This is a genomic window from Bacillus sp. JH7 (assembly GCF_001563515.1).
Classification (GTDB): domain Bacteria; phylum Bacillota; class Bacilli; order Bacillales; family Bacillaceae_G; genus Bacillus_A; species Bacillus_A cereus.
Genome location: NZ_LPUS01000001.1, coordinates 2979872 through 3004160, shown reverse-complemented (window position 1 = coordinate 3004160; position 24289 = coordinate 2979872). Strand labels below are relative to the sequence as shown.

Genomic DNA, 24289 nt, shown 5'->3' with positions numbered 1-24289 from the left:
GTTAAGGAGTGAATAATCATGGCAACATTAACTGAAGTTAAAAATGGTGTTCGAATTGAAAAAGATTTTTTAGGTGAAAAAGAAGTACCAAACTATGCATACTACGGCGTACAAACAATGCGTGCAGTTGAAAACTTCCCAATTACAGGATACAAAATCCATGAAGGTTTAATTAAAGCGTTCGCAGTTGTAAAAAAAGCTGCAGCGCTTGCGAATACAGATGTAGGAAGATTGGAATTAAACAAGGGCGGTGCGATCGCAGAAGCTGCTCAAGAAATTCTTGATGGAAAATGGCATGATCATTTCATCGTGGATCCAATCCAAGGCGGAGCGGGTACTTCAATGAACATGAATGCAAATGAAGTCATTGCCAATCGTGCTCTTGAATTATTAGGAATGGAAAAGGGAGACTATCATTATATTAGTCCAAATAGTCATGTAAATATGGCCCAATCAACAAATGATGCATTCCCAACGGCGATTCATATCGCAACGTTAAATGCATTAGAAGGCTTATTACAAACGATGGGTTATATGCATGATGTATTTGAATTAAAAGCCGAACAGTTTGACCATGTTATTAAAATGGGACGTACACATTTACAAGACGCTGTGCCAATTCGCCTTGGACAAGAATTTAAAGCGTACTCACGTGTACTTGAACGTGATATGAAACGCATTCAGCAATCACGTCAACACTTATATGAAGTGAACATGGGAGCAACTGCAGTTGGTACAGGCTTAAATGCAGATCCAGAATATATTGAAGCAGTTGTAAAACATTTAGCTGCAATTAGTGAATTACCGCTTGTTGGTGCAGAAGATTTAGTAGATGCGACGCAAAATACGGATGCTTATACTGAAGTATCTGCAGCGCTTAAAGTATGTATGATGAATATGTCTAAAATTGCGAATGACCTTCGCTTAATGGCATCAGGTCCGCGTGTTGGTTTAGCGGAAATTATGTTACCAGCTCGTCAACCAGGTTCATCTATTATGCCAGGGAAAGTAAACCCTGTTATGCCAGAAGTAATTAATCAAATTGCGTTCCAAGTAATTGGTAATGACCATACAATTTGCCTTGCTTCAGAAGCAGGGCAATTAGAATTAAACGTTATGGAACCAGTACTTGTTTTCAACTTACTTCAATCGATTAGCATTATGAATAACGGTTTCCGTGCCTTTACAGATAATTGCTTAAAAGGAATTGAAGCGAATGAAGATCGCTTAAAAGAGTATGTTGAGAAAAGTGTAGGAATTATTACAGCCGTGAACCCTCATATCGGTTATGAAGCAGCAGCTCGCGTTGCGAAAGAAGCAATTGCAACAGGCCAATCCGTTCGAGAACTTTGTGTGAAAAATGGTGTATTGTCACAAGAAGACTTAGAGTTAATTCTAGATCCATTCGAAATGACACATCCAGGGATTGCAGGAGCAACTCTTTTAAAGAAAAATTAAAAGAAGAGGGGGGACAATCCCCTCTTTTTTGTTTACAATATAGAAATGCTATATATGAATAGAGGTAGGGATGTTATGAGCAAGTTTACAGTAGCTTCTAATGGTGCATTAGAAACAACATTAAGAGGAGCAGAAGTATTATCAACACCACTTTTAAATAAAGGGGTAGCTTTCACACAAAATGAAAGAGAAGAGTTAGGTTTAAAAGGGTTATTACCGCCAGCGGTTTTAACGTTAGAAGAACAGGCACGCCGAGCATACGAACAATTTAGTTCTCAGCCGGATGATTTATTAAAGAATGTATACTTAACTGCGTTACATGATCGAAATGAAGTATTATTTTATCGTATATTAACAGATCATTTACGTGAAATGTTACCGATTGTATATACACCAACTGTCGGTGTAGCAATTCAAAGATATAGTCATGAATATCGTAAACCACGTGGTGTTTATTTATCAATTAACGATCCATCAGGTATCGAAGAAGCATTCACGAATATCGGTGCAACAGCTGAGAACATTGATTTAGTCGTTGTAACAGATGGAGAAGGCATATTAGGAATTGGTGACTGGGGCGTTGGTGGTATTAACATCGCAATCGGAAAATTAGCTGTTTACACTGCTGCAGTTGGAATCGATCCTAGTCGTGTATTACCGGTAATTTTAGATGTAGGTACAAACCGTGAGGAGCTATTAAACAATCCATTTTATATTGGAAATCGTCACCCTCGTATAACAGGTGAAGCTTACGATGAATTTATTGATACGTTTGTACAAGCGGTAAACAAACAATTCCCGAAAGCACTTTTACATTGGGAAGACTTTAGCTCTCGTAACGCACGAAAAATTTTAGATAAATATCGTCATGATGTTTGTACGTTTAATGATGATATTCAAGGTACAGGTGCAGTTTCACTTGCGGCAGTATTATCGGCAGTGAAAGCTTCTGGTGTACCGCTAAGTGAACACCGCGTTGTTGTATTTGGTGCTGGTACGGCTGGAATCGGTATCGCAGATCAAGTTAGAGATGCGATGGTCCGCGTAGGCGTATCTGAAGAAGAATCATATAAGCGTTTCTGGTGTATTGATCGTAACGGGTTAGTTACAGATAATATGGAAGATCTTCTTGATTTCCAAATTCCGTACGCAAGAAAAGAAGCAGAAGTAAGTGAGTGGAAAGAAAATGATGTGATCGGACTTGCTGAAGTTGTGAAACATGTAAAACCGACAATTTTAATTGGTACATCTACTGTTGCAGGTGCATTTAAAGAAGAGATTATTAAAGAAATGGCTTCTCACGTAGAAAGACCAATTATTTTACCAATGTCGAATCCGACGCCACTTGCTGAAGCAAAACCAGCAGATTTAATCGAGTGGACAGAAGGAAGAGCGTTAGTTGCAACAGGAAGTCCATTTGAACCAGTTACATATAACGGTGTAACGTATGTGATTGGACAATCAAATAATGCACTTATTTTCCCAGGTCTTGGTCTTGGAACAATTGTAGTACGAGCAAGTGTCATGACGGATGGAATGTTCGCAGCAGCTGCTGAGGCAGTTGCAAGTATGGTAGATACAAGTCAGCCAGGAGCACCTATTTTACCAGAGGTCGAAGAATTACGTAATATCTCAGAAATGGTTGCAATTGAAGTAGCTAAAGTTGCAGTTGCAGAAGGTGTTGCAAGAGTGAACTTAAGTGATAACGATATCAAGATGGCAGTGAAAGAAGCAATGTGGAAGCCAGAGTATCGCCAAATAAAAGCGGTAGAAAAGGTTAGAATATAGAAAAAAAGCCCGTTTATAACAATAAGCGGGCTTTCGCTTTTACTACTGAAAAAAAGTATAGGAAGTGTCACCTTTGAATTGGAATCAATTATGGAAGAAAGATATGTCCCTTTTAATTATATTAATGGTCGTTGTTCCGATTGCTGGGGAGCTGAACTTTCATCCCTTTAATGATACGTTTCGAGTTAGCTTCGGTACACCGCTATTCTTCTTTTTATTATTATTTTTAAGAAGAGTACCAGCAGGAGTTGCAGGTATTCTTGTTGGTATATCTGTAGTCTTATTCCGAGTATGTCTTGACTGGATCATGCAAGGTTCATTTCATATGACAGAATCATTTTATTTGCGTTATCCTGTGTTCTTCTATTATTTTATTTATGGCAGTTTTTTTTCGCTTTGCAGGGTAAATAAGTTCCATCAGAAACCAATCATTATTGGATGCCTTGGGATTTCAATTGAAATTGTTGCAAGTATGTCAGAACTTGCGTTTTATCACATGTTAGTACTAGGTACAACAATAACGATTTCTGAAGTAAATAAACTCATCATTATTGCTATTTTTCGTAGTTTCTTTGCACTTGGTTTTTTAAATATGATGAATTTATATGAAACGAAATTAAAAGAATCGCAAGTTCGAAAAGAAAATGAAAATATGTTAATGCATCTTTCTAATTTATATGTGGAATCTGTTCATTTGAAAAAGACGTTACAAAATGCGGAGTTAATTACACAAGAAGCATATCAACTATATCGAAATTTACAAGTAAGCGCTGATTCAAGTAGTAAAACAGCATTGAAAATAGCGGGGGAAGTGCATGAAATAAAAAAGGATAATCAAAGGATATTTGCAGGATTATCTAAACTGTTATTAGATAAAAATGTAGCTGAATATGTAGAAGGACATGAGTTAGCAGAAATGATTGTTAGAATAAACGAGAAGTATGCTGAAATGCTAGAAAAGGATATACGTTTTTCTAAACATATAGAAGGTGAGCATGCTGCATACCACGTGTATACAGTTCTATCAATTTTTAATAACCTCGCTGCAAATGCAGTTGAAGCAATTGAAGATAAAGGTGTCATTATTATTAAGCTATATAAAAGAGATCAACATATATTTTTTGAAGTAATTGACGATGGACCTGGTATTGCACAAAAATATAAGAAATTAGTATTTAAGCCAGGATTTACTTCTAAGTATGATCAAACGGGAACACCGTCAACTGGTATTGGGCTTTCTTACATAAATGAAATGGTAACAGAGCTAGGCGGAGAAGTGAGATTAGAAGGCCGAGAAAATAAAAGAGGATGTAAGTTTATCGTTTGTTTACCAGAGGGTAGTTTAAAGCGGGAAGGGGAATAGATTTGTTTTATTATATCGTAGACGATGATGAAGTTTTCCGTTCGATGCTTTCGCAAATTATTGAAGATGGAGATCTTGGAGAAGTAATTGGTGAGGCGGATGACGGAGCTTTTATTGAGGCGGATCAACTAAATTTTAAAAAAGTAGATATTTTATTTATTGATTTGTTGATGCCGATGAGGGACGGAATTGAAACAGTTCGTCACATTGCGTCAACTTTCACGGGGAAAATCATTATGATTTCTCAAGTGGAATCGAAGCAGCTTATAGGTGAGGCATATACACTTGGTGTAGAATATTATATTACAAAACCATTAAATAAAATCGAAGTTGTATCTGTTGTACGCAAAGTGATGGAGCGTATTAGATTGGAGCGTTCTATACACGATATTCAAAAATCATTGAATAACGTGTTTCAGTGGGAAAAACCGCAATTGCGTACTGAACCAGTGCAAGAAGGAAAAAAGATAGGGGATTTAGGGCGCTTTTTACTATCAGAACTCGGTATTGCGGGAGAGAATGGAAGTAAAGATTTACTTAGTATGCTGGAATATTTATATGGTCAAGAAAAGGCACAGACATTTGAGTTTGGCTTTCCTGCGTTAAAAGAAATTTTCCATCATATTACGATAAGAAAATTAGGGGATTTAGCTTTAGAGGCGGATATTGATAAAGAGAAAAAAGCGTCTGAACAAAGAGTACGTCGAGCTATTTATCAGTCGTTAAATCATTTGGCTTCTTTAGGATTAACAGACTTTTCAAATCCAAAATTTGAAAGCTATGCTCCAAAATTTTTCGATTTTACCGTAGTTAGAAAACGGATGACAGAAATGACGAAAGATGAACTCGCATCTTCTGGTCATACGCGAATTAATACGAAAAAGTTTATTCAAGTGTTGTATTTTGAGGCGAAGAGGTTGATGGAGATAGAGTGAAGAAGATGCTTATAAATAAGCATCTTCTTTTGTTAAATCAACATTTTATATTTTCTCGTGGAGCATGTAAAATGTTAAGTAAGAGAAAATGGTTTTATATTAAGGAAGTGTCAAAGCAATGAGTTTCACATTGAATAAATCGATTATTAAAGAAGTGTGCGGAGAGACCTCATATAAAAGAGGTGAAGCCTATTATAAATCAAATAAAGTGATAATAGATCAGTACGATGAAAATAAAGAAATTTGTGAGGCGACAGTAAAAGGGAACGAGGATTTCCATGTTACAGTAGCAAAAGGCAAAAAGGGTGATGTTGTTGCAAAATGTAGTTGTCCTTCATTAGCGTCTTTTCAAACGTACTGTCAACATGTTGCAGCAGTATTAATACAAATAAACTATAATCAACAAACAGGTAGAATGAGCTCCACTAGTAGCAGAAATGATCAATTGACAAGTGGTATGTTTCAGCTGTTTGCAGACAAACCACTGAGGCCAAAAAGTAAACAACACCGTTTTGATACACGTGAAATATTAGATATTGAGTTTATATGTACACCAGTAGCTACGAGAAGTGGTGGGGCTCTTCTTGGAATTCAATTGAAACTTGCCAAAGTGTATTTCATAAATCATATTAGAGAATTTCTTTCTAAGGTGGAGAAAAGGGAATCTTTTCATTGTTCAAATGAATTTACATATACACCAGATGTACATAGTTTTAAACAAGAAACGGATGCGATTATTCAGCAGCTCATTAAAATGTATCATAACGAAAAAATGTATGAAGATACGCTAGAAGTACATGCGAAACAAGATGAAAGTATGATATTTATACCACCAGCTTCATGGAAAGATATGCTCTCTTCACTTTCTAAAGTTGAATATGTACAGCTGAAACAAAATGAACAACTGTTTCAGGGATTACAAGTTTCAAAAGGGTTGTTGCCGTTACACTTTGAATTTACGAAGGGAAATAATGGCGGATTTACACTTCATATAGATGGTTTAAATCGTGTACAAGTTATGGATATGTATAACAATGCACTTTACGATGGGAAATTATATCACTTACACATTGAAGATTGTATGCGACTTATTGAATTACAAAAGATGATGAGTCGCTCAAATAGTAATCAGTTTTATATTCCAGAAAGTAAGATGGAACATTTCGTCGCGAAAGTTGTACCAGGATTAATGAAGCTCGGAACTGTACACATTGATGAAGTAATATCGGATCGTGTTGAAACACCTTCGCTAAAAGCGAAATTGTATTTAGACCGCGTGAAAAGTCGCTTATTAGCAGGGCTTGAATTTCACTATGGGAACGTCATGATTAATCCGCTAGAAGAGGATGGACAGCCGTCTGTTTTTAATCGTGATGAGAAAAAGGAAAAAGAGATTTTAGACATTATGAGTGAAAGTGCCTTTGCAAAAACAGAAGGCGGTTACTTTATGCATAATGAAGAAGCTGAGTATAACTTTTTATATCACGTCGTGCCAACATTAAAAGGTTTAGTTGATATTTATGCGACGACAGCAATCAAATTGCGAATTAGTAAAGGGGATGCAGTTCCTCTTATTACAGTGAGAAGAAAAGAAAGAATTGATTGGTTGTCATTTCGTTTTGATATAAAAGGAATACCAGAAGCAGAAATTAAAGGTGTATTAGCGGCCCTTGAAGAGAAACGTAAATATTATCGATTGGCGAACGGTTCGTTTTTATCGCTAGAGAGTAAAGAGTTTAATGAAATTAATCAGTTTATAAAAGAATCAGGTATTCGGAAAGAATTTTTACATGGAGAAGAGGTAAATGTTCCACTTATTCGGAGTGTAAAATGGATGAACGGACTTCATGAAGGCAATGTTTTAAGTTTAGATGATTCTGTTCAAGAGTTAGTAGAAAACATTCAAAACCCGAAAAAATTAAAGTTTGCTGTGCCAAATACTTTAAATGCAGAAATGAGAAAGTATCAAGTATATGGGTTCGAATGGATGAAAACACTTGCTCATTACCGTTTTGGCGGTATTTTAGCAGATGATATGGGACTTGGAAAAACGTTGCAAAGCATTGCTTTTATAGATTCTGTTTTGCCTGAGATTCGAGAAAAGAAACTACCTATATTAGTCGTTTCACCATCATCTCTTGTTTATAATTGGTTTAGTGAATTGAAAAAATTCGCCCCGCATATTAGAGCAGTTATTGCAGATGGAAACCAAGCAGAGCGCCGGAAAATTTTGAAAGATATAACGGAATTTGATGTCGTAATTACGTCATATCCATTACTGAGAAGAGATATAAGATTATATGCAAGACCATTTCATACACTATTCCTTGATGAAGCGCAGGCGTTTAAAAACCCTACAACGCAAACGGCAAGAGCTGTGAAAACAATTCAAGCTGAATACCGTTTTGGGCTAACGGGTACACCTGTAGAAAATTCATTAGAAGAGCTATGGTCTATCTTCCATGTCGTCTTCCCAGAATTATTACCAGGAAGAAAAGAGTTCGGTGATTTAAGGCGTGAAGATATAGCGAAGCGAGTGAAACCATTCGTATTAAGACGATTAAAAGGGGACGTATTAAATGAGTTGCCAGAGAAAATAGAGCACTTACAATCATCGGAGTTATTACCCGATCAAAAGAGTCTCTATGCTGCTTATTTAGCGAAGCTAAGGGAAGAAACGTTAAAGCATTTAGACAAAGATACGTTACGTAAAAATAAAATTAGAATTTTAGCTGGTTTAACGAGATTGCGACAAATTTGTTGTCATCCTGCTTTATTTGTTGATGATTACAAAGGAAGTTCAGCTAAATTTGAACAACTGTTAGAGATTTTAGAGGAATGTAGAAGTACAGGGAAGAGAATATTAATTTTTTCTCAATTTACGAAGATGCTTTCCATTATTGGTCGTGAGTTAAATCGACAAGCAATTCCATACTTTTATTTAGACGGGAGTACACCAGCGCAGGAACGTGTAGAGCTGTGCGATCGGTTTAACGAAGGAGAAGGAGATCTATTTCTCATTTCTTTAAAAGCTGGTGGTACCGGACTTAATTTAACTGGTGCAGATACAGTAATATTATACGATTTATGGTGGAATCCAGCTGTTGAACAACAAGCGGCCGATAGAGCGTATCGAATGGGACAAAAAAATACAGTGCAAGTTATAAAGCTAGTAGCTCAGGGAACAATTGAGGAGAAAATGCATGAACTGCAAGAAAGTAAGAAAAATTTAATTGCTGAAGTGATTGAGCCGGGAGAAGAAAAATTAGCATCCATCACGGAGGAAGAAATACGAGATATTTTAATGATTTAATATGAAAAAGCTATGCTTTCACATGTGAAAGCATAGCTTTTTGTTGTAATAATTATATTTTGTTTTGTACAAAGTAAAGAAATCAAATGTTATTTAAATTACTTCTTTGTACCTTTACTTTTGTATGGCTTTGCAGCTGCCTTTTTCTTTGCACTTGATTGCCAACGGTTCCATCCTTTACTTCCTGTACCTTGTCCTACACCTTTTTTCGGTTTTGCCTTCGTTTTACTCATATGATCACTCCGTTATTTAAAAATCTTATTTGATAATAGTCAATGATTTAGAAAATACTCTTTATAAATGACTATGATTGCTTTAAGTAAAAATAAACTGCTTGAATGCTATAGTATATCATGAAATTGCAAGTAAACTGAAAGGAATTATAAAGAAAATGAAAATAATAAGAAATACTGCGGATTCTATATTCCGAACGATCACATTAATTATTGTGTATACGTTAGTTTCGGTCAGTGAAACATTTTTTGGATTGACGAGGCAGAAAAAGTAAAGATGTTAAATTAACAACAATCAATAAAGCCGTAAAATAAAGAATTGAAAAATATTTTAAAACTTTTTGTTGACTTTCTTTATTTTTTGTATAGAATAATCATTAATAAAATGTTTCAGAGATGTGACAACAAAACGACTATGAAAGGACGAGTAGTAGTAGGACGTAGTTTAAGCGAGTCAGGGGTGGTGTGAGCCTGATACGAAGCCTATTATGAAGAACCTCCTGGAGTTGCTAACCGAAATCCTTTATAGGAAAGTAGACTTAGCCGGGAACTTCGCCGTTACAAGAAGAACAGTATCGAGATATTTCATCTCCGTATTGTATAAGTGAGCAACCTCTGTTGCTAATTTGGGTGGTACCGCGGAACCAAAGCCTTTCGTCCCAGTTTTTTGGGAAAGAAGGGCTTTTTTTGTTGGCTTCTTTTCACAACATCCAAACATTTTAGGAGGAAACCACCATGTATCAATCATTAATGACAGTAAGAGAGACTCAAATTGCAATTAAGGAAGTTAAAACATTTTTCGAGGACCAATTAGCAAAACGCCTTGAACTATTCCGCGTATCTGCACCATTATTCGTAACGAAAAAATCAGGATTAAACGATCACCTAAACGGTGTAGAACGTCCAATTGAATTTGATATGTTACATTCAGGAGAAGAATTAGAAATTGTTCATTCACTAGCGAAATGGAAACGATTTGCATTACATGAATATGGATATGAAGCTGGTGAAGGTTTATATACAAACATGAACGCGATTCGTCGTGATGAAGAACTTGATGCAACGCATTCCATTTACGTTGACCAATGGGATTGGGAAAAAATCGTTCAAAAAGAATGGCGTACTGTCGATTACTTACAAAAAACAGTACAAACAATTTATGGAATATTCAAAGATTTAGAAGATCACTTATTTGAAAAATATCCGTTCCTTGGAAAGTATTTACCGGAAGAAATTGTTTTCGTTACTTCTCAAGAATTAGAAGATAAATATCCAGAATTAACACCGAAAGATCGTGAACATGCAATTGCGAAAGAACATGGTGCAGTCTTCATTATCGGAATTGGTGATGCACTTCGTTCAGGTGAAAAGCACGACGGACGCGCAGCTGATTATGACGATTGGAAATTAAACGGTGACATTTTATTCTGGCACCCAGTACTACAATCTTCATTTGAATTATCATCAATGGGAATTCGTGTTGATAGTAAATCACTTGATGAGCAGTTAACGAAAACTGGTGAAGACTTCAAACGTGAGTATGATTTCCATAAAGGTATACTAGAAGACGTACTACCATTAACAATCGGCGGTGGTATTGGACAATCAAGAATGTGCATGTACTTCTTACGTAAAGCTCATATCGGTGAAGTTCAATCTTCTGTATGGCCTGACGATTTACGTGCAGCTTGTAAAAAAGAAAACATTCATCTGTTTTAATAGAAGTGAGGGAATAGCTTAAATATAGAGCTATTCCCTCTTTTTTATAAAACATTACTTATTTATTACCGAGTTCTTCCGCTAAACCGATTAAAATTCCTTCGACTCCACGAATGTAGCAGAGACGATACGAGTTCTCATACTGAACTACTTCACCAACGAGCTCTGCACCATGCTTAGTGAGTCTCGATACCATTTCGTCAATGTCTTCAACGGTGAACATGACGCGTAGATAACCGAGGGCGTTTACAGGAGCATTTCGGTGATCTGATATAGTAGGTGGGGTGAGAAATCGCGAAAGTTCAATTCGGCTGTGGCCATCTGGAGTGACCATCATAGCGATCTCTACGCACTGAGAACCGAGTCCAGTTACGCGACCAGCCCATTCACCTTCGACATTGGCTCGACCTTCGAGATTCAAGCCAATCTCCTCAAAGAAAGAGATTGCGTTATCAAGGGATTCTACAACGATGCTGACATTGTCCATTCGTAGTAATTTGTTTTTTGCCATAGTCTTATCTCCTTATGTATAAAAGTCTATTATTTAATTATCCTCATAATTATACTACTAAGTAGTTACAAATTCCTTTCAGTCAAAAACACCTTGTCACAGTATAGGAAAATGTGACAAGGTGTTTTTTAATATGTCATATAGCATCGTGTTAACGAACAGCTTTTTATTTAATAGGAAGGTAATACATTAATCTGATTTTTTTAGCATTACTAAATATATCAGATTAGCTCATTTGCACGAAAGGCTCAATTTTCGCCATAAATGATTGATGCAGCGCCTCAACGCCTGTTACTAAATGAAGGCGGTCAATAACGACAGACACTTTAATTTCTGATGTACTTACCATTTTAATATGAATATCTTCTTCTTTTAAAGTAGTGAACATATTTGCAGCGACACCTGGGTTAGATACCATGCCAGATCCTACGATTGATACTTTTGCTAAGTGATTTTCATGTTCTACAGATTCATAGTGAAGAGTTTCTTGATTTTGTTCCAAAACTTCTAAAGTTTCTCTTAAATCATTCGAATGAATGGAGAAGGAGAGGTGTACAGTTCCTTCATTTGTAATACTTTGAATGATGATATCTACATTAATGTGTGCTGCTGCTAATGTAGAGAAAACTGTTGAAAGCGAGCCTTGTTCTAATCCTTTAATTGTGACACGTGTAATGTTATCCTCAAATGCAATACCTTTAACGATTGATTGTTGTTCCATGTTACATTCTCCTTTTACAATTGTTCCGTTTTTTTGTTCCATACTTGAGCGAACTTCTAAAACTACATTATGATTTTTAGCAAACTCAACAGCGCGCGGGTGTAATACGCCAGCACCGAGATTAGCAAGCTCTAACATTTCGTCATAAGAAATTTCGTCTAATTTGTAAGCATCTTTTACAACTCGTGGGTCCGTCGTATATACACCTGTCACATCCGTATAAATATCACATTTTTTTGCTTTAAGTGCAGCAGCTAATGCGACAGCAGTCGTATCAGAGCCACCACGGCCAAGCGTTGTAATTTCATTTTCTACACTTATACCTTGGAAACCAGCTACGATAACAATCGTACCTTCAGCAAGATAAGATTGAATACGATCTGTATGAATGTCAGTAATCCGTGCACTACTATGTACAGATTCTGTCGTAATACCTGCTTGCCACCCTGTTAATGAAATTGCATGATAGCCTTTTGCTTGCAGTGCCATTGTTAATAATGAAATAGTTACTTGTTCTCCTGTAGATAGAAGCATATCCATTTCACGTTTACTTGGATTTTCTGTGATAGCGTTAGCGAGTGCGACAAGTTCATCTGTGCTTTTTCCCATTGCTGAAACGACAGAGACAATGCTATGACCTCGTTCATATTCTTCAATAATTAAATTTGCTACATGTTGAATGCGTTCGACGCTTCCGACAGAAGTGCCACCAAATTTTTGAACAATTGTTTCCATTACAAATTCCTTCTTTCGTCTATTTTTAAGAATAGATTAGGAAATATATAAATCCCAATACTCCTGTAGTTACCAGAAAGACAAACAAAAAACACCATCTCAAATAAGTGAGGATGGTGCTGTTACAGGAAAAGGGAAACAGAAAACGGAGCTAATAAAAAAAACCGCCAAAAAAGGAATATCATAAAAAAATGATATCTCTTTTTTGTAGATAGCTCTTCATACGTACACGTCTGTACATATGACAGTTCTGTTTCTATTCGAAAACAGCCCCAATTGATAAATGCAGAGAAATTTATCAATTTCGGCAATACTTCCTTTCATCTAAGTTCATAGACATCTCTGTGTCTCCATTAGAATACTCATAAGTATCGCAACCTCTATCTCACGTTTTAGGCGAGAGTGTTTGATTTATGAAGTTGTTGGTAACATTTGTTTTATAATAATTTAAATTTTTCGTGGAATCAAGTGTTTTATATATATTTTAAAAATTCTTTCTTTTTTCTGAGGAAGTTTGTGAAAAATGTAGCAAAATAAATTCATTGCATGTACATTAAAGTTATAGTGCATAGGAGGTGGGGAGAATGAAAAGGAAACAGCCTATTTATGTTGCGACAAAAATGAACACGACGATGGAAAAATTATGGGAATATACGCAAGAACCAGATATACATACAGAGTGGGATGCTCGCTTTACTGAAATTTCGTATTTAGAGAAAAAAGAAGGGGAACCACAGAAGTTTTTGTATAAAACAAAGATTGGATTTGGGCTTGAAATAGTTGGAGAAGGGGAATCAATAGGTGAAATAAGAAAAGAAACTGGTGAAAGAATTTCTTCTTTAAAATTTTGGACGGATAATACATTATCTCTTATTCAAATAGGACGTGGTTATTGGAAGTATACGCCCAATAAAGAATACATCCATTTTGAGACACAATATGATTATGATACAAGATTTGGTCGTATAGGAAATGTGATAGATTCCTATATTTTTCGTCCGTTATTAGGTTGGGCGACTGCTTGGAGTTTTGATGCCTTAAAATTATGGTTAGAAAAGGGGCTTCATCCTAGGTTACTAATTAGAAGAACAATGACGTATTGGCTCGTATGTTCTTTATTTGCTTTTGTATGGATATATCAAGGGATAGTGCCAAAACTACTGTTTACTCATTCAGAAGAAGTAAAGATGCTTTCTTTATTAATCGGTTCAAATGAAAGTAGTGTATGTATACTTAAAATAATTGGGGGGTTAGAAATAATTTTCGGTGTCGTATGGCTGTTGCCACTAACAAAACGAAAATTATTTATACTGCATATTATTGTATTACTAGTTTTAACGTTAGCGGCAGGATTTACGAATATCGCAAGCTTTACAGGACCGTTTAATCCGATTACATTAAATGTTCTTTTAATGGGGTTATCAATTGTCGGTTATATAAATAGTTTCGATTTACCAAGCGCGAAAAATTGCAAGAGGGCGAGAAAGGGATAAGTATATGGCTAATATGTATGAACGATTATTAGGGGATACCTATAAAAATCTTCATCCTGAATTGCAGAAGCGTTATGCGATTACAGAAGAGAATAGTTTTACAGGGGAAGGAAAGATGGATGAAATTTACGGTGGCTCTTTTTTCGTGAAATTTATATTGAAAATTGCATCGAAGTTTCGAATGTTTTTCTCGGAACGAGGAGAGGAAATTCCATTTACGATACAAAACATAGCTGAGCGAGATGAATATGGACAAGAATTAGTAAGGTGGAACCGTACTTTTTATTTTCATAATAAGAAAAGATATTTTAATGCAGTTATGCAGTTTGATGAAAACGAAAATGAAATTGTAGATTATTTTGGTGAACCACATTTACTCGTTTCTACACTGCATTTTCATATCGATGAGTTAGGGGCAATGCATATTTCTTCAAAGAAACAATGGTTTTATATGTTTGGAAGAAAAATGCCGTTACCAAAATTTTTGTATGGTGAGGCAAAAATTGTTGAAAGTTATGATGAAACACTACAATGTTTTCGAATTCATGTACAAGTACGAAACCCGTTAATTGGTTCGCTTTTTTCATATAAGGGAACATTTGTGGAAAGGGAATAGACGATATGAAAAATATAATATTTGGGCTTGCTTGTTATGTTGTTTTTCTAATATGTGAGTGGTCGAATATAAATCCTGTTGAAGCAATTATATTATTATCTGTTTTATTATTTATACCAATGTCATTTTGTATTATTGATAAAAGAAAAAGAGATGGATCGCAATTATTATTTTATAAATCCGTATCATTTTTATATCCAATCGCAGCAATTTGTGCAATGCTAGCTTTCGTCACAAATCACTATTTATTTGCGCTAGTTTGGTTTGTATATACAGGAATTGTTGCGTTATTTGGTGTAAGTAGATTGCTAGAAAGAGGATGGAAGCCGTTAGAAGAGATCGCCATAGATAGTGCGTTTATTTATTTGTTTTTAGGTGGTTTTTGGTTTTCTGCTTCAGTAGCAAAACTTTCAATTATGCATTTTAGCTCTGACATTGTTTTACTCACAGCTGCACATTTTCATTATTCGGCGTTTCTATTGCCATTATCAGCTGGTTTAATAGGGAGAAAAAGAGAAAAGAGAAGTAAAGTGTATGATGCTATTATGTTTATCATCATGATTTCACCTATGACAGTTGCAATAGGAATTACATACTCAAGAATATTTGAATTTTTTGCAGTGTTCCTATATTTATGTGCAATTTATGGGTATGGATTTTACGTTTGGAGAGCAAAATTTAATGCTATCAGTGCAAAGATTCTTCTAATCGTTTCGTCTAGTACACTCATGGTTACAATTATGTTCTCACTTATATATTCATATGGAAATTTGAAGCATGTAATGACGATTACAATTGCTCAAATGGTTTGGATTCATGGTGTTGTCAACGGAATTGGAGTAGCTTTACCGGCATTTATCGGCTGGGTGATTGAAAAGAGTGTTCCGAATTATAAATACTATGGGAAACCAATGAGTAAGTTAAGAGGAAATGTGGCAATTGGTGAGGCTTATTTATATAGCAGCAATTTAGTAGACAGTAAGGAATACAACGGTTTAGTCGATAAAGTAAATGACTTTCATAGTGAGGCATTTGATGTGACGAAGGTTCCTTTAAGTATGATTCATTTTTATGAAAATACAGCAGAGTATGAATTGCAATCGAATATTAAATGGGCTCGTTGGTTCCGTCCGTTCGCACTTTGCTATGAGAAAATGAGTAAGCGTGTAGAACAAATACATTTAGGAATGGGCGGCAATTGGGAAACGATGCATGGCTCTATCATTAGTGTCATAGATGAGAAAGATGGAAGAGAGAATGTAAGGGCTTGGCTAAGAAAAAATGAAGCAGGTAAATCTATTTTTGTAGCTCTTTATTCAAAGCATACAAATAAGAATGAGACATATATGAATATCGCCTTACCTTTACCTTATTCGAATATGACTGGTATTTTGAAACTATATAATGATAGTCATGATTTAATTATTACTAGTAAGTTAAGAGAAAATGGTCAGGGAGATGAGGGGATTTATTTACATACTCGGTTCTTGACAATCCGTTTACCGTTAGCAGAGACTTTTATTATAAAAGAGCGCACGGATCACATACTAGAAGCTAATCATAGAATGTGGATATTTGGAGTTAAGTTTTTAGAAATTGATTATAAGATTAAGAAAGTACAGGAGAAGTAAGAAAAGCTTGGAGAGATTCCAAGCTTTTTTACGTATGTGTAATTGTTATAGCAACTTGTTTATCTAGCTCATTATCCCAAACACGTTGAATTTCAAAGGTGCCTTTTTCAAAAAATAATGGGAATCTTTCTTTAAACCAATCTTGCATAGGAAGCTTTAGTGCTGTATCGATTGGTATCCATAATAATTTGCCCTCAGGTGGGTTTAAAAGAAGTTCACCTTCAAATGAGTCTGTCCAGTAGTTAAATACCATGTACCGAACATTCCCTTTCGGATTTACATATTCATCTAATCCCTTAAAATTTAAATCCGAAACAAGTAATCCGGTTTCTTCTTTTACTTCCCTTATAGCGGCTTGAACGATACTTTCGGGAAAATCTACTTTGCCGCCAGGAGCTATGTAGCCAGGGAAACCTCGATGATTGGGTCGTTTTACGAGTAAAACTTCATTGTTGCGCTGGATCATACACATTGTATAGATTTGGTGTTCGATGTTATGTGAATTTGGAGGCATAATGATGCATTCTCCTTTATATTTTTTTGATAATTTTACCATAACATAATGGTTTCTTATATAATTGGGAATATAATATTATGAATTTTCAGTCGTATATTATGTATTCTATAGTCATTTGAAAAGAGGAGAGAGACATGCAAGGGGAAATACAAAAGGAGAAAAGTTTAAGTTATATTGGAAAATTATTATTACCAGTTAAAGTATCAACGCACTTTAAGTTTTTATGGATTGGACAATTACTCTCGGCCTTAGGTAGTTCGATAACTATGGTCATACTTCCAGTTGTTGTGTATTCATTAACTGGCTCAACAGTTGTAATGGGGATGACGATGGCAATGTACATGCTACCTAATATTCTTGCTTTACCGTTTGCAGGTTTAGTTGTAGACCGAATTGATCGGGTTAAATTAATGTTATTTACGGATATAATCCGCTGTATATTAATGCTATTACTTGCATCGCTTATATTTATGGATTTATTAACAATTACGATTTTATATATTCTCGTTGCCATATACGGACTTATGGAAGGGATATTCCAACCAGCATATTCTGCTGTAAGGGCGAAAGTATTCGTTCCTGAAATTCGTAATGCAGCTAACGCACTCACTCAAATGAGTAATCAAGGTATACGATTGATTGGGCCAGCACTTGGTGGGTTAATCGTATCGGTTGCATCTGCAGGGATAGGTTTCGGACTAGATGCAGCAACGTACTTATTATCATTTTTATTTTTATTATTTTTAAAAGAAATTAAGTTTAAAAAAGTAAAACCCATTGAAAAGAGTAAGCTTACTTACAAACAAGAGTTTATGGAAGGTGTTTTAGTTTTAAAAAGTCATCCGTGGCTGTGGATTACAATTTTAGTTTTTTCTTTTATAAATATTTGTTATGCCGGCATTATCGTCGTATTAATTCCATGGTTATTTAATGTTCATCATCATTTTGAAGCTTACGTGTATGGGCTTGGCATGGCCTTTTCTGGTGGTGGGGCTATAATTGCCGCAGTAATATTTGGTGGGAAAGAGCGGTGGCATAAGAGAGGATTACTGGCTTATGGAGGTGTTTTAATGAGTGGCATTGCTTTATTAATTATGCCATTCATTTCTTGGGCACCCGCTTTAATATTCTTAATGGCAATTGAAGGATTTGGCATGATGATATTTGGACTCATTTGGGAAACGAGTTTACAGGAGCTTGTACCAGAAGAAGCATTCGGAAGAGTGGCAAGCCTTGATATGTTGGGTTCTTTTGCTTTATTGCCATTAGGGTATGTAGTTGTAGGCTGGTTAGCTACTGTCATAGGTGGCGAAATAACTATTATAACACTAGCTAGTTTAGTAATTTTAACAATTGGAATAGCATTGTCTGTACCGAGTATTCGTCGATTTAATTGATTATATGGGAAAAGAGGGCTAGACCTATATAGAAAATAACTTAGCATATAATCAACTAGTATTAATAAAACACCTTTGTAATGAAAAACTGTCCGTACATATTTGGCACAACAAAATTAGAAATCACAAAAGAAGTGACGGAAGCGATACAAGCAGGTTTCAAAAAAGAAGACTAAGCCCTAAAGAAATTAGGACTTAGTCTTCATTAAATACAAATGTTTGTTTCATTTTTTTACCTTCATTTACCGGATGGCCATTGTAAGAGAAATTCTTTTCTTCCCAAGTGATTACAACTTTAAAATTATGACTATTAAAGTCTAATGGGAATACCATGTAGTCAAAGCTTGTATGACTTTTAGAAATATTTTCATTAGGTGTAGTAGGTTTAAAGGTAGCTTTAGAGGTAGGGTTGTTATCAAGTATTTCCACAGATACGTTTGATACATCATGACCGATGTTTTTTACGAGTAAACTATACGTATCAAATACACCTTGCTTTGGCTGGATTGCTTGCTTGTTTGAGTTATGAGATTTATCAATTTCGACATACCATTGTTTAGACTTTGACGCAATCGGTAGTGACTGAAATGTGTAAGCACTAGCTTGTATTGGTAGTGCTAAGCATAAAAGTGTAAAGAGAGTTAATATTTTTCGTTTCATTTTTTTAGAGCTCCCATTCTTTAATGGATTTACTTGTTATTATCTTCTTTTTACGAGTAAATATACCATATAATGTAAAGTGGCTATAAGAGTAGTGAATCAATATCTTATTCAATACTCTTATAGCCGGCATAATTACGTATGTAGTAAAAAAGAATAAATTTGTTTTTCTATACTTAGATTGCTGCCCTTTTTAAAAGGACTATTTTTACGTTTTAATAAAAAGAATATACTAAGAGTTCAGTATAAATTATTTATTTTAATGTAGTTAAATGTGCTTATATATGTGAAATTAGAGAAGGAAGCTGTGTAGAGATGTTTCTACACAGTTTTTTTAGGATATGAAAAAATTACCAAAAATATGTTAAAATAACATTGTCATACAACAAGGGGGATTTGTTTTATGGAAAATGGACATCTTGCTAAAGTAGACTTAACGAAAAAAATTGAATCAAAATCTAAGTACAATAAGAAATTAGAAAAATATCAAAGGCGCTTATTAGCATTACAGCAAATTTTGAAAGAAGAAAAAATCGCGGTTATGCTTGTTATGGAAGGATGGGATGCGGCTGGTAAAGGTGGGGCAATTAAGCGGGTGACGGAACATCTTGACCCGCGTGGGTTCCAAGTAAATCCAATTGGAGCGCCTGCACCTCATGAGAAACGTTACCATTATTTGCAACGTTTCTGGCGCAAAATTCCACAGTACGGGCAAATCACCATTTTTGATCGCTCATGGTACGGTCGTGTGTTAGTTGAGCGTGTTGAAGGATTTGCTACAAAGGAAGAGTGGATGAGAGCATATGATGAGATTAATGATTTTGAAAAACTACTAACAGATGACCATTACATAATAGGGAAGTTCTTCTACCATATAAGTAAAGAGGAACAGTTAAAGAGATTTAAAGATAGAGAGAAAAATCCTTTGAAAAGATGGAAAATTACAGACGAAGATTGGCGTAATCGTGAAAAATGGGATGAGTATGTTGAAGCAATGGAAGACATGTTTGAAAAAACAAGTAAGCCAAATGCAAAGTGGCATATTATTGAAAGTAACGATAAATTGTATGCTCGTGTAAAAACGTTAAAAATTATTATTTCATTCATTGAGGATTATTTCTTAGAACATGGTATAGAATTGCCTTCTTATTATTATGAAATGAAAGAGGATATTGAAGTTTTGCAAGGTGTAGGTGTTAAAGAGTAAATAAGAAAATGGCCCTGTGAATTGGTGAAACCAAATTATGGGGCTTTTTTATTTAGAAACATTTTACAATTAACAGAATAAGGTATATAATCAATAATCATATTAACAATGTTAATATGATTATTGATTATATACTATGTGGGGGTTTTACTTTGAAGGGAAGAGATGTTGTTTTAGGTTTATTAATGGAAAAGGAATTGTCTGGTTACGATATTAAAATTGTGTTTGAAGACGTATTTACTCATTTTTTTGATGGAAGTTTTGGAATGATTTATCCAACATTACGGCAATTGGAGAATGAAGGGAAAATAAAAAAAGAGGTTGTCATGCAAGAGGGAAAACCGAATAAGAAAATGTACTTTATTACAGATGAGGGGCGTGAAGAATTTTATCAATACATGCAGACGCCTATAGAGAAGGATGTTTTACGTTCGGATTTTTTAATGAGAATGTATTTTGGCAACTATAGTGATGATGTAACAATAAAAAAATGGATTAAAGATGAAATTGAAAGAAAAGAAGCGTACATTGCAGATCTTCGATTGAAATATGAAAAGTGGAGAATAGGTATTACTTTCGTCGAAGAAATTTCACTAGATGTAGGTATTGCATCGTATAGTGCACAAGTGGAGACTTTGAAGAAAAAATTAGAAGAGTTAGAGGCGAAAGAAAACAATAAAACAGAAGAATGAAAAACGCATTCACAATAAATAAAGGGGTATATAAAGATGGAGCAATCAAAGGGTATTAAGATTGTCTTTTTAATGTGTCTAGGTATCTTTCTTTGTATGATTGATACGACAATTATGAATATAGCTTTACCGGCAATACAATCGAGTGTAAATACTTCATTAGAAAAGATGTCTTGGGTATTAAATGTTTATACAATGACGATTGCAGTACTTGCCATTCCGTTAGGGCGGATAGCTGATATCTTTGGAAAAGCAAAGATGTATATTCTTGGTCTGGTGATTTTTGGGGGTGGATCGGTACTTTGCGCTTTTGCTAATACAGGTGATTTTCTTATTTTTTCTCGTTTTATACAAAGTATTGGGGCAGCAATTTTATTTCCAACAAGTATGGTAATTGGTGTATCAGCTATGCCGTTAGCTAAAAGGCATGTTGCACTTGCAATTTTAGGAGTAACACAAGGATTGTCAGCTGCTATGGGGCCAGTAATAGGTGGAATTATTACGCAAAATTTAGGATGGAGATGGGTGTTCTTCGTTAATGTTCCGGTTTGTATAATAGGAATTGTGTTATGTTGCATCATGCTACAAATAAAAAATGAAGAACGTATTATCTCAAAAATAGATTGGATAGGACTACTATTAAGTAGCACAGCAATTTTTTCATTTACTCTCATATTAGTAAAAGGTAATACATGGGGATGGCAAAGTAATATTGCTTTGTCTTGTTATGCAATTAGCACTATTTCTCTTATTCTATTTATTTTAGTAGAACGAAAGATTCATAACCCAATGGTGAATTTAAAGTTATTTCAAGATCGAATGTTTGTCGGAGCGTCGATCGTTGTTATATTGAGTAATTTATTTTTAATTGGAGTTACTGTATTGCTTCCAACGTTCTTGACGAAACTACAAGGTCGAACGGAAATTGAAGCGGCTTTTTTAGTGACACCTATTTCAGCGATGATATTTTTTGTCTCACCAGTTGCAGCAACTTTAATTAAAAAACTCGGAAAAGTAACTATTATTTTGTCAGGATTTCTTGTTATGGGGCTTTCCTACTATTGGTTGCAAATGATTGATGTTCATTCAACAAATATAGAAATTATTATTCCATGTATGATATTAGGTGTCGGATATGGCTTAGTAGTGGGGCCAATTACAGTTTTAAGTGCGTCTTCGTTTGAAGGAGAATTATTAACTGCTTCTCAAAGTGTTGTATCAATGTTACGACAAGTTGGAATTGTATTGGCGGTCGCAATATTTGTCTCTAACTTAACTCACAATTTAACTGTAAATAAAGAAAAAGTATATCGTTATGCAGAAGAAAAGGTGCGGAATATTCATGTGAATAGTACTGAGCAAACTGAAATTTTACAAATGACTAAAGAAAAAATAGAGAATCAAAGTTTAGAGTCGAATATAAATAAGAAACAAAATGCAATGACAATGGGATTAAGTAAAGAGAAAAAGGAAGAATTGATTCGCGACAAGACGGATGAAATATTAAGAAAAGTTCCAGTAGAATATAGGGATGTAAAAAGAGAAGAAGTTATGAGGCAAGTGACAAAAGAAGTTGAAAAACAAGAGGAAAGTATAAAGAAAGTGGTACTCACATTTTCGAATGATGTGAATCATTATGCCAAGAATCAGATGGCAATGAGTTTCACAGATTTATATAAAGCAAGTGTGCCAATTATTTTAATTTGTGCTTTCGTAAGTTTGTTGTTTTGGGAAGGAAAAGCTTTAAGTAAAAAGAGAAGGGGAAGATTAGTAGAAGATGCGTAAAGAAAAACAGGCTGCTATTAGCCTGTTTTTTTCATTGTTTTCTCCTTGCATATTGTGAATAGTAGTGTTTTTAATATAGCATGGGATAAGTCGAGTATGATTAGAAAGTTTTTTAGAATGAAAGGGATGAATGGAAAATGCCATTGAATATGTAACGTTATACATAGTACATTAACAAGAGGGATTAATTTTAAAAGGAGGATGGGGAATTGCTAGATAAGGCAGGGGCTTTAATAGATAATCATGTGTACACAGAAGAAGAGCAACAAAAACTATACAAACGAACGTTAATAATCGTCAGCATTTCACAAATGTTTGGCGGTGCAGGACTAGCTGCTGGTATTACAGTGGGAGCACTTCTTGCGCAGCAAATGCTTGGAACAGATGCATTTGCAGGATTACCAACTGCTATGTTTACATTGGGATCAGCATTAGCAGCTTTCATAGTAGGGAAGCTTTCGCAACGGTATGGACGCCGGATAGGTCTTGCAACAGGGTTTATAGTAGGTGGATTTGGAGCAATTGGTGTTGTAATGGCAGCTTTAACGAATAGCATTATTCTTTTACTTATTTCTTTACTCATATATGGTGCCGGTACAGCCACGAATCTACAAGCTCGTTATGCAGGTACAGATTTAGCAGATAAGAAGCAGAGAGCAACGGCTGTTAGTATTACGATGGTAATGACGACTTTCGGTGCAGTTGCAGGACCAAATTTAGTAGGAGTAATGGGTAGTTTTGCGCATTCAATTGGAGTTCCTAAACTTGCAGGTCCGTTCATACTATCGGCAGCAGCATTTATACTGGCGGGTCTAGTTCTTTTTGTTATGCTTCGTCCAGATCCGTTAATTATTGCTAACATAATAGAAAGATATAAACAGGAACATACATATAAAGGGCAACCAATAACAGAAGAAGTGAAAGAAAATAAACGAGGTATTACAGTTGGAGCAATCGTAATGATACTTACGCAAATCGTGATGGTTGCGATTATGACGATGACGCCAGTTCATATGGGACACCACGGTCACGGTTTAAGTGCAGTAGGACTTGTGATAGGTTTTCATGTAGGTGCAATGTATCTTCCATCTCTCGTTACAGGAATGTTAATTGATAAAATTGGCCGAACTACAATGAGCATAGCTGGTGGAGTGATTTTACTTGCAGCGGGTGTCATAGCTGCGATAGCGCCAAGTGATTCTTTATTACTATTAATCGTTGCTCTGTCTTTACTTGGGCTAGGATGGAACCTCGGATTGATTAGTGGTACAGCACAAATCGTTGATTCCACAACACCGTCTACACGTGCTAAAACACAAGGGAAAATAGATGTTTTTATTGCGCTAGCTGGAGCTTCTGGTGGAGCGATGTCAGGTATGGTAGTAGCGAATTCAAGTTATGCGGCATTGTCATTGGCTGGAGGCGTGTTAGCGTTATTACTTATTCCTGTTGTGATATGGTCTCGAAAAGGGGCAAGAAATTAAATGAAAAAGAGGTTCTAGTTACTGACTAGAG

At 35.3% G+C, this 24289-nt stretch carries 19 protein-coding genes, 1 riboswitch and 1 other annotated feature; of the genes, 14 read left to right on the top strand and 5 right to left on the bottom strand.

The window, feature by feature from the left end:
- The first annotated feature begins 18 nt into the window (after positions 1 to 18).
- From aspA to AU379_RS14965, 5 genes are all read left to right on the top strand, one after another.
- On the top strand, positions 19 to 1458 hold the full coding sequence (aspA, locus tag AU379_RS14985) for an aspartate ammonia-lyase (protein WP_000224190.1): 1440 nt from the start codon (positions 19 to 21) through the stop codon (positions 1456 to 1458).
- Positions 1459 to 1533: 75 nt separating this feature from the next.
- Positions 1534 to 3246, top strand: a complete 1713-nt coding sequence (malS, locus tag AU379_RS14980) for an oxaloacetate-decarboxylating malate dehydrogenase (protein WP_016109742.1) — start codon at positions 1534 to 1536, stop codon at positions 3244 to 3246.
- Between the two features lie 64 nt (positions 3247 to 3310).
- On the top strand, positions 3311 to 4609 hold the full coding sequence (locus AU379_RS14975) for a sensor histidine kinase (protein ID WP_002004878.1): 1299 nt from the start codon (positions 3311 to 3313) through the stop codon (positions 4607 to 4609).
- A 2-nt stretch (positions 4610 to 4611) separates the two neighbouring features.
- Positions 4612 to 5544: a response regulator gene (locus AU379_RS14970; protein WP_000500302.1), complete on the top strand. Its 933-nt coding sequence runs from the start codon at positions 4612 to 4614 to the stop codon at positions 5542 to 5544.
- A gap of 118 nt (positions 5545 to 5662) precedes the next feature.
- Complete coding sequence (locus AU379_RS14965; RefSeq protein WP_061139450.1) at positions 5663 to 8857, top strand: DEAD/DEAH box helicase; 3195 nt, start codon at positions 5663 to 5665, stop codon at positions 8855 to 8857.
- Positions 8858 to 8955: 98 nt separating this feature from the next.
- On the opposite strand, the gene AU379_RS14960 is transcribed toward AU379_RS14965, so the two are convergent.
- Positions 8956 to 9090: a DUF3934 domain-containing protein gene (locus AU379_RS14960; protein WP_000047588.1), complete on the bottom strand. Its 135-nt coding sequence runs from the start codon at positions 9088 to 9090 to the stop codon at positions 8956 to 8958.
- 406 nt (positions 9091 to 9496) lie between these two features.
- Positions 9497 to 9755: a binding site (T-box leader), on the top strand.
- A 70-nt stretch (positions 9756 to 9825) separates the two neighbouring features.
- Between AU379_RS14960 and asnA the strand changes: the two genes are divergently transcribed.
- On the top strand, positions 9826 to 10809 hold the full coding sequence (gene asnA / locus AU379_RS14950; protein WP_000284914.1) for an aspartate--ammonia ligase: 984 nt from the start codon (positions 9826 to 9828) through the stop codon (positions 10807 to 10809).
- A 58-nt stretch (positions 10810 to 10867) separates the two neighbouring features.
- Here the strand turns inward: asnA and AU379_RS14945 are convergent, their stop codons facing one another.
- Both AU379_RS14945 and AU379_RS14940 read right to left on the bottom strand, forming a co-directional pair.
- Positions 10868 to 11320, bottom strand: a complete 453-nt coding sequence (locus AU379_RS14945; RefSeq protein ID WP_001107260.1) for a VOC family protein — start codon at positions 11318 to 11320, stop codon at positions 10868 to 10870.
- Between the two features lie 226 nt (positions 11321 to 11546).
- The gene (locus AU379_RS14940; RefSeq protein ID WP_000448035.1) at positions 11547 to 12776 is read right to left on the bottom strand and encodes an aspartate kinase; all 1230 of its coding nucleotides are present in this window, start codon (positions 12774 to 12776) and stop codon (positions 11547 to 11549) included.
- Positions 12777 to 12980: 204 nt separating this feature from the next.
- Positions 12981 to 13167: riboswitch (Lysine riboswitch) on the bottom strand.
- A 193-nt stretch (positions 13168 to 13360) separates the two neighbouring features.
- On the opposite strand from AU379_RS14940, the gene AU379_RS14935 reads away from it, so the two are divergent.
- From AU379_RS14935 to AU379_RS14925, 3 genes are read left to right on the top strand one after another with little or no spacing between them, the layout of a single operon-like run.
- Positions 13361 to 14269: a DoxX-like family protein gene (locus tag AU379_RS14935; RefSeq protein ID WP_000823948.1), complete on the top strand. Its 909-nt coding sequence runs from the start codon at positions 13361 to 13363 to the stop codon at positions 14267 to 14269.
- Between the two features lie 4 nt (positions 14270 to 14273).
- The gene (locus AU379_RS14930; protein WP_000002647.1) at positions 14274 to 14885 is read left to right on the top strand and encodes a DUF4166 domain-containing protein; all 612 of its coding nucleotides are present in this window, start codon (positions 14274 to 14276) and stop codon (positions 14883 to 14885) included.
- Between the two features lie 5 nt (positions 14886 to 14890).
- The gene (locus AU379_RS14925; RefSeq protein ID WP_061139449.1) at positions 14891 to 16516 is read left to right on the top strand and encodes a YndJ family protein; all 1626 of its coding nucleotides are present in this window, start codon (positions 14891 to 14893) and stop codon (positions 16514 to 16516) included.
- A gap of 28 nt (positions 16517 to 16544) precedes the next feature.
- Here AU379_RS14925 and AU379_RS14920 read toward each other — a convergent pair whose 3' ends face one another.
- A complete protein-coding gene (locus tag AU379_RS14920; RefSeq protein ID WP_001134949.1) occupies positions 16545 to 17030 on the bottom strand; it encodes an 8-oxo-dGTP diphosphatase in 486 nt (161 codons plus the stop codon).
- 137 nt (positions 17031 to 17167) lie between these two features.
- On the opposite strand from AU379_RS14920, the gene AU379_RS14915 reads away from it, so the two are divergent.
- On the top strand, positions 17168 to 18430 hold the full coding sequence (locus tag AU379_RS14915; RefSeq protein WP_044795688.1) for an MFS transporter: 1263 nt from the start codon (positions 17168 to 17170) through the stop codon (positions 18428 to 18430).
- A gap of 195 nt (positions 18431 to 18625) precedes the next feature.
- Here AU379_RS14915 and AU379_RS14910 read toward each other — a convergent pair whose 3' ends face one another.
- Positions 18626 to 19090: a hypothetical protein gene (locus AU379_RS14910; protein WP_000823343.1), complete on the bottom strand. Its 465-nt coding sequence runs from the start codon at positions 19088 to 19090 to the stop codon at positions 18626 to 18628.
- 403 nt (positions 19091 to 19493) lie between these two features.
- Here AU379_RS14910 and AU379_RS14905 point away from each other — a divergent pair, with 403 nt between their 5' ends.
- The 4 genes from AU379_RS14905 (at position 19494) to AU379_RS14890 (ending at position 24258) form a co-directional block, all read left to right on the top strand.
- Positions 19494 to 20297, top strand: a complete 804-nt coding sequence (locus AU379_RS14905) for a UDP-galactose-lipid carrier transferase (protein ID WP_000427320.1) — start codon at positions 19494 to 19496, stop codon at positions 20295 to 20297.
- A 152-nt stretch (positions 20298 to 20449) separates the two neighbouring features.
- Positions 20450 to 20989: a PadR family transcriptional regulator gene (locus AU379_RS14900; RefSeq protein ID WP_000678329.1), complete on the top strand. Its 540-nt coding sequence runs from the start codon at positions 20450 to 20452 to the stop codon at positions 20987 to 20989.
- Positions 20990 to 21025: 36 nt separating this feature from the next.
- The gene (locus AU379_RS14895; protein WP_061139448.1) at positions 21026 to 22774 is read left to right on the top strand and encodes an MDR family MFS transporter; all 1749 of its coding nucleotides are present in this window, start codon (positions 21026 to 21028) and stop codon (positions 22772 to 22774) included.
- Positions 22775 to 22983: 209 nt separating this feature from the next.
- The gene (locus tag AU379_RS14890; protein WP_000884517.1) at positions 22984 to 24258 is read left to right on the top strand and encodes an MFS transporter; all 1275 of its coding nucleotides are present in this window, start codon (positions 22984 to 22986) and stop codon (positions 24256 to 24258) included.
- The last annotated feature ends 31 nt before the right edge of the window (positions 24259 to 24289 follow it).